The sequence below is a fragment of the Actinomadura keratinilytica genome, from assembly GCF_039539665.1.
Lineage (GTDB): Bacteria > Actinomycetota > Actinomycetes > Streptosporangiales > Streptosporangiaceae > Spirillospora > Spirillospora keratinilytica.
Window position 1 is genome coordinate 1 of the sequence record NZ_BAABDO010000196.1, and the last position, 6637, is coordinate 6637.

Genomic DNA, 6637 nt, shown 5'->3' on the forward strand with positions numbered 1-6637 from the left:
GTCGTCGCGGGCGGTGTCGCGGGCGGTGTCCTCGCGGGCGGCGCGCGCGTTGCGGGGGCGCTCGCCGCGGCGGACGAGCAGGCGGCGGGGGCCCGGGCCCTCGTCGCCGAGCCGGTCGTAGGGGTTGGCCAGCGCGCACTTGTTCATCGACAGGCAGCCGCAGCCGATGCATTCGGTGAGGTCGTCGCGCAGGCGCTCCAGCTGGGCGATGCGCTCGTCGAGGTCGGCGCGCCACGTCTCGGACAGGCGGGCCCAGTCCTCCACCGTGGGGGTGCGGCCCTCGGGGAGCGTGGCCAGCGCCTTCTTGATCTCGCTGAGCGGGATGCCGACCCGCTGGGACACCTTGATGAAGGAGATGCGGCGCAGCGTGTCGCGGCTGAAGCGGCGCTGGTTGCCCGCGGTGCGGCGGCTGCTGATCAGCCCTTTGGACTCGTAGAAGTGCAGCGCCGACACCGACACGCCGCTGCGCTCGGCGAGCTGGCCGACGGTGAGCTCGTGCACCCTGTACTCCAGCCGCGTCATGGCACGCATCCTAAACGACCGGAAATGCCGGTCGGACGGCTGCGGCGCGGCCGGGTCGGGAAAGGCGGCGAGGCCGCACCCGCGGGTGCGGCCTCGCCGTCGGCGTCCCGCGCCCGCCGCGTTCCCGGGACCCCTCGCAGGGCGGCGGGCGGCGGACGTCACTCGCCAAGGCGGTGCTTCAGGGCGCGGTACTCGTCCCACAGCTCCTTGGGCAGGTGGTCGCCGAAGGTCTCGAAGAACGCCGGGACCAGGTCGGCCTCCTGCTTCCACACCTCGCGGTCGACGCTGAGCAGCGTGTCCAGGGCGGCGTCGTCCAGGTCCAGGCCCTCGGTGTCCAGCGACTCGCGGGTGGGCAGGTGGCCGATCGGGGACTTGACCGCGTCGGCCCGGCCGTTGAGCCGGTCGACGATCCACTTGAGCACCCGGCTGTTCTCGCCGAAGCCCGGCCAGATGAACTTGCCGTCGGCGTCCTTGCGGAACCAGTTGACGTAGTAGATGCGCGGCAGCTTCTCGGGCTCGGTGGAGCGGCCGATCTTCAGCCAGTGGCCGAAGTAGTCGCCCATGTTGTAGCCGCAGAACGGCAGCATGGCGAACGGGTCGCGGCGCAGCTCGCCGACGGTGCCCTCGGCCGCGGCGGTCTTCTCCGAGGCCACGTTGGCGCCCAGGAACACCCCGTGCTGCCAGTCGAACGACTCGATGACCAGCGGCACGGCGGTGGCGCGGCGGCCGCCGAACAGGATCGCCGAGATCGGCACGCCCTTGGGGTCCTCCCACTCCGGCGCGATGATCGGGCACTGCCCGGCCGGGGTGGTGAAGCGGGCGTTCGGGTGCGCCGCCGGGGTTTCGGAGTCGGGCGTCCAGTCGTTGCCCCGCCAGTCGGTCAGGTGCGCGGGCGGCTCCTCGGTCAGGCCCTCCCACCACACGTCGCCGTCGTCGGTGAGCGCGACGTTGGTAAAGATGCTGTTGCCCCACAGCGTCTTGACGGCGTTGGCGTTGGTGCCCTCGCCGGTGCCGGGGGCGACGCCGAAGAACCCGGCCTCGGGGTTGATCGCGTACAGCCGGCCGTCCTCGCCGAAGCGCATCCAGGCGATGTCGTCGCCGATCGTCTCGACCTTCCAGCCCGGGATGGTGGGCTGCAGCATGGCCAGGTTGGTCTTGCCGCAGGCGGACGGGAACGCGGCGGCGACGTAGCGGACCTCGCCGTCCGGCGGGGTCAGCTTGAGGATCAGCATGTGCTCGGCCAGCCAGCCCTCGTCGCGGGCCATGGTGGAGGCGATGCGCAGCGCGTAGCACTTCTTGCCCAGCAGCGCGTTGCCGCCGTAGCCGGACCCGTAGGACCAGATCTCCCGGGTCTCGGGGAAGTGCGAGATGTACTTGGTGCTGTTGCACGGCCAGGGCACGTCCTTCTGGCCGGGCTCCAGCGGCGCGCCGACCGAGTGGACGCACTTGACGAACGAGCCGCGCTCCTCGATCAGCCGCAGCGCCTCGGTGCCCATCCGCGTCATGATCCGCATCGACACCGCGACGTACGGCGAGTCGGTGATCTCCACCCCGAGCTGGGAGATGTTGCCGCCGAGCGGCCCCATGCAGAACGGCACCACGTACATGGTGCGGCCGCGCATGCAGCCGTCGAACAGCTCCCGGAAGGTGGCGCGCATCTCGTCCGGGGCGATCCAGTTGTTGGTGGGACCGGCGTCCTCCTCCTTTTCGGAGCAGATGAAGGTGCGGTCCTCGACGCGGGCCACGTCGCTGGGATCGGAGGCGGCGTAGAAGCTGTTGGGCCGCTTGGCCGGATTGAGCCGTTTGAAGGTTCCCTGTTCGACGAGAAGGTCGGTCAGGCGCTCCCATTCCGCGTCCGAGCCGTCACACCATTCGATCCGATCGGGACGGGTGAGCTCGGCGATCCCGCGCACCCAGTCAATCAGCTCACGGTGACTGGTCGGGGCCTGGTCCGGGCCGGTGGCCGAGGACGCGGTGACCTGGTGGGACACGGGCTACTCCTTCAGCAGTTCGCAGGATCTCTGCATCATGAACAAACCCGCACGTTTTTTCCATTTGGTCTGGACCACTTGCAGCGGGTCAGTTGCCACAGACCTACCCATTTGTGACTGAAATCACCGGCCAGGCACATCGGAAAGCGCTTCCATGGCGCCGCAGCATGCGAAGGATCAAGCCGGGTAAACCCGCGTTTCGGTCGCCTTCAAGGACGCCCAAACCGCGCTGCCCGGGGCCAATTCGAGTTCGGCGACGGCGGCCGGCGTCACATCGGCGGCCGCGGCGAGCGGCGGCCCGTCGAGGCGCACGCGCACGCGGTCGCCCTGCCGCTCCACCGCCGCCACCCGCGCCCGCCACACGTTGCGGGGGCTGCCCTCGGGACGGGACCGGTACAACGCGACCGCAGCTGGCTCAAAAGCCAGGAAAACCTCTCCTTGGAGATGGTCAACCGTGTCCAGCACCATGCCGCCGCCGTCGTCTCCGCCACCGATCCGCACCGAGGTGCCCTCGGCGCGGCCCCGGTAGAGGTTGAGCCCCACCAGGCGCGCCACGTACTCGGTGCGGGGGTGCCGGGCCACGTCGGCGGGGCGCCCCTGCTGCACCGGCCGCCCGTTCTCCAGCACCACCAGCCGGTCGGCCAGCACCATCGCGTCCAGCGGGTCGTGCGTCACCAGTACGGCCGCGCCCTCGAACCCCTCCAGGCGGCGCCGCAGCGCGGACCGGATCTCCAGCCGCGTGTGGGCGTCCAGCGCCGACAGCGGCTCGTCCAGCAGCAGCAGGCTCGGCTCCACGGCCAGGGCGCGCGCCAGCGCCACCCGCTGGGCCTGGCCCCCCGACAGCTGCCGCGGCCGCACCGAGGCGTATTCGGCCAGGCCGACCTGCTCCAGCCACCCGGCGGCGACGCGCCGCGCCTCGCGCTTGCGCATGCCCTGGCAGCGCAGCCCGAACGCGACGTTCTCCAGGGCGCTCAGATGCGGGAACAGCAGGTAGTCCTGGAACACCATGCCGATGCCGCGCCGCTCCGGGGGCAGCGGGCGCAGGTCCCTGCCGTCCACGCGGATGTGCCCGCCCGCCGTCGGGACGAGCCCGGCCAGCGCGCGCAGCGCGGTGCTCTTGCCCGCCCCGTTGGGGCCCAGCAGGGCGACCACCTCGCCGGGCCCGGCCGTCAGGTGCAGGTCCAGCTCGAAGCCGCCGCGCCGCACCACCAGCCGCGCGTCGAGCCCGCTGCGGCCGGCGTCCCCCTCCCGCCGGTGCGGCGCCACCGGTGCGCCGGGACGGCTCATGCGCTCACCCACCGGTCGCGCAGGGCGGCCAGGACGAGCACCGACACCGCCAGCAGCACCAGGCTCAGCACGATCGCCGCCTGCGGGTCGGTCTCCAGGGCCAGGTAGACGGCCAGCGGCATGGTCTGGGTGCGGCCGGGGAAGTTGCCCGCGAACGTGATCGTCGCACCGAACTCGCCCAGCGCCCGCGCCCAGCACAGGATGGCGCCCGCCAGCACGCCCGGGGCGACCAGCGGCAGCGTCACCCGGCGGAACGTCGTCCAGCGGGTGGCGCCCAGCGTGGCCGCCGCCTCCTCGTAGCGCAGGTCGGCGGCGCGCAGCGCGCCCTCCACGCTGATCACCAGGAACGGCATCGCCACGAACGTCTCGGCGAGCACCACGCCGGCGGTGGTGAACGGCAGCGTGATGCCGAACGCCTCGTCCAGCCACCGCCCGACCAGCCCGCGGCGCCCCAGCACCAGCAGCAGCGCCACACCGCCGACCACGGGCGGCAGCACCAGCGGGACGGTCACCAGGGCCCGCACGAGCCGGGCGCCGGGGAACGGCACGCGCGCCAGCAGCCACGCCAGCGGCACGCCCAGCACCAGGCACAGGCCGGTGGCGGCGGTCGCGCTGACCAGCGACAGCCGCAGCGCCTCCAGCACCTGCGGCTCGGCCAGGCGGGTGCCCAGCGTCGACCACGGCGCGCGCACCAGCAGCCCGGCCAGCGGCAGCACCAGGAACGCCAGGCCGACCAGCGCGGGCAGCACCAGCATCCACGGCGGCCGCCCCAGCCCGCGGCCGCGGTCGGCCTCGGCGGCGGAGGAGCGGACGGCGCCGGCCGGCCGGGTCACGGCGCCTCGAATCCCGCCCGGGTCAGCACCGTGCGGCCCTGCCGCGACAGCACCAGCCCGACGAACTCCTTCGCCAGGGCGGGCTGCGGCGCCTCGGCCAGCGGCGCGATCGGGTAGTCGTTGACCGCCTCGGCCGACTCGGCGAACTCCACGCCCGTCACCTGCCCGGACGCGGCCCGCACGTCGGTGCGGTAGACCAGTCCGGCGTCGGCCTCGCCCATCCGGACCTTGGTGAGCACGGCCTTGACGTCCTGTTCGCGCGACACCGGCGTGACCTTCACCCCGCCCGCCCGCAGCGCCTTGTCGGCGGCGGCGCCGCACGGCACCTGGGTGGCGCACAGCACGACCTTCAGCCCGCGGCCGGCCAGGTCGGGCAGCCCCTCGACCTTTCCCTCGACCTTTCCGGAGACGGCGATGACCAGCCGGTTCCCGGCGAACACCGTCGGCTGCCCGGACGCGGCGCCCTGATCGGTGACGGTCTTCATGGTGGCGGGGCTGGCGGCGGCGAACACGTCCGCCGGGGCGCCCTGGACGATCTGCTGCGCGAGGGTGGAGCTGCCGCCGAAGTTGAACCGCACCTTCACGCCCGGGTGCGAGCTCTCGAACGTCCTGCCCAGCGCGGTGAACGTCTCGGTGAGGGACGCCGCGGCGAACACCGTGAGGGTCTTGCCGCCCTTGTCCGCACCCGCGGAGGCACTGCCGCCGTCGACGTCGCCGCAGCCGGACAGGGCCAGTGCGGCGGCGGCCAGCAGGGCCGGCGCCGCGGCCGGAATGGGGAGGCGCTTCACCACGGTCATAGGTCCTCTCGTCTCCGCCGAGCCGGTACGGGCCGGCTCAGCCGAGGTCGGGCAGTTCGACGACGACGTTGGTGGACTTCACGACGGCCTCGGCGACCACCCCGACCTCCAGGGCCAGTTCGTCGGCCGCCTCCCGGCTCATCAGCGACACCACGCGGAACGGGCCGGCCTGGATCTCCACCTGGGCCATCACCCCGTCCCGGCGCACGTCGGTGACGATGCCGCGCATCCGGTTGCGTGCGGAGGAGAACCGCTCCCCCGGCTCGCCGTCGCCCCCGCGCCGCGCCTGCTCGCGGACGAACGCGGCGAGCTCGGCGCCGGGGACGCGCCGGTGCCCGTGCTCGTCGCGGACGGCCGGCAGCCGCCCGCCGTCCACCCAGCGGCGGACGGTGTCCGCGCTGACCCCCAGCAGCGCGGCCGCCTCACTGATTCGGAACGTCGTCACGGGGCAAGCGTAGCCCTCGGCAGATGCCAAGGGAATATGGCGACTATCACCGCAGATGCGGGACTTTTCGCCCTTATAAGCTCGCAGGCGCGACAGAGCCTCTCCCTCGAATCCCTTTTGAGGGCTTTACAACCCAAATGGCACGCTTAGGGAGGTTCCTTAGGGGTAAAGGGGGTCCGACACGTACATCACGTTTCGCCCGGTCAGGAGGAGATCATGACTGGGACCATGCGGGCTCCGCGGACCCGGGGCCTCCTCAGCGGGATCCTTCTCGTGCTGCTGGGCCTGTGGGGCGCGCTGCTGCCGTTCGTCGGCCCCTACGCCCACTTCGGCTTCGCACCCGACGACCCCTGGGTGTACACCGCCGCGCGGCTGCAACTGAGCGTGCTGCCCGGGATCGCCACGGTCATCGGCGGGCTGATCCTGCTGGTCAGCGCCAACCGCGCGATCGCGATGTTCGGGGCGTGGCTGGCCGTCCTCGCCGGCGCCTGGTTCGCCGTGGGCCACACGCTCGGGACGCTCTGGGGCCTCGGCACCGCCGGCGCCCCCCTCGGAACGTCCACCGCCCAGCGCGTGACCGAGCAGATCGCGGGGTTCAGCGGCCTCGGCGTGGTGATCGTGTTCCTCTCCGCGTTCGCCCTGGGCCGCTTCGCCGTGGTCGGCGTGCGGGAGAGCAGGCGGGCCGCCAAGACGCTGGCCGCCCGCGAGGCCGCCGAACGCCACGGCCCGGCACGGCCCGGCGCGGACCCGGCTCGGCCGGCC

Annotated in this window: 7 protein-coding genes; 1 reads left to right on the forward strand and 6 read right to left on the reverse strand. The window is 72.8% G+C overall.

The genetic code is table 11. The features are described 5' to 3' along the window. From soxR to ABD879_RS31495, 6 genes are all read right to left on the reverse strand, one after another. Positions 1 to 531: redox-sensitive transcriptional activator SoxR (gene soxR / locus ABD879_RS31470; RefSeq protein ID WP_425549671.1), on the reverse strand; the 531-nt coding region annotated here is incomplete at its 3' end. 149 nt (positions 532 to 680) lie between these two features. Next, the gene (locus tag ABD879_RS31475) at positions 681 to 2513 is read right to left on the reverse strand and encodes a phosphoenolpyruvate carboxykinase (GTP) (RefSeq protein WP_345025411.1); all 1833 of its coding nucleotides are present in this window, start codon (positions 2511 to 2513) and stop codon (positions 681 to 683) included. Between the two features lie 177 nt (positions 2514 to 2690). Then, positions 2691 to 3800 carry an ABC transporter ATP-binding protein gene (locus tag ABD879_RS31480; protein WP_345025412.1) on the reverse strand — a complete coding sequence of 370 codons (1110 nt, stop codon included), beginning with the start codon at positions 3798 to 3800 and terminating at the stop codon, positions 2691 to 2693. Then, on the reverse strand, positions 3797 to 4555 hold the full coding sequence (locus ABD879_RS31485) for an ABC transporter permease (protein ID WP_345025417.1): 759 nt from the start codon (positions 4553 to 4555) through the stop codon (positions 3797 to 3799). Before ABD879_RS31485 ends, ABD879_RS31480 begins: the two co-directional genes overlap by 4 nt. A 74-nt stretch (positions 4556 to 4629) precedes the next feature. Beyond that, a complete protein-coding gene (modA, locus tag ABD879_RS31490; RefSeq protein ID WP_345025414.1) occupies positions 4630 to 5430 on the reverse strand; it encodes a molybdate ABC transporter substrate-binding protein in 801 nt (266 codons plus the stop codon). A gap of 37 nt (positions 5431 to 5467) precedes the next feature. Then, a complete protein-coding gene (locus ABD879_RS31495) occupies positions 5468 to 5875 on the reverse strand; it encodes a TOBE domain-containing protein (RefSeq protein ID WP_345025415.1) in 408 nt (135 codons plus the stop codon). Between the two features lie 216 nt (positions 5876 to 6091). Here ABD879_RS31495 and ABD879_RS31500 point away from each other — a divergent pair. Next, positions 6092 to 6637 (forward strand): hypothetical protein (locus ABD879_RS31500; protein WP_345025416.1); only part of this gene is annotated, 546 nt, incomplete at its 3' end.

What these genes read in the sequence shown, in the direction of transcription:
- ABD879_RS31485 (WP_345025417.1), bottom strand. Translation starts at nt 4,555, where the DNA reads ATGCTGGTGCTGCCCGCGCTGGTCGGCCTGGCGTTCCTGGTGCTGCCG.
- ABD879_RS31480 (WP_345025412.1), bottom strand. Translation starts at nt 3,800, where the DNA reads ATGAGCCGTCCCGGCGCACCGGTGGCGCCGCACCGGCGGGAGGGGGAC.
- modA (WP_345025414.1), bottom strand. Translation starts at nt 5,430, where the DNA reads ATGACCGTGGTGAAGCGCCTCCCCATTCCGGCCGCGGCGCCGGCCCTG.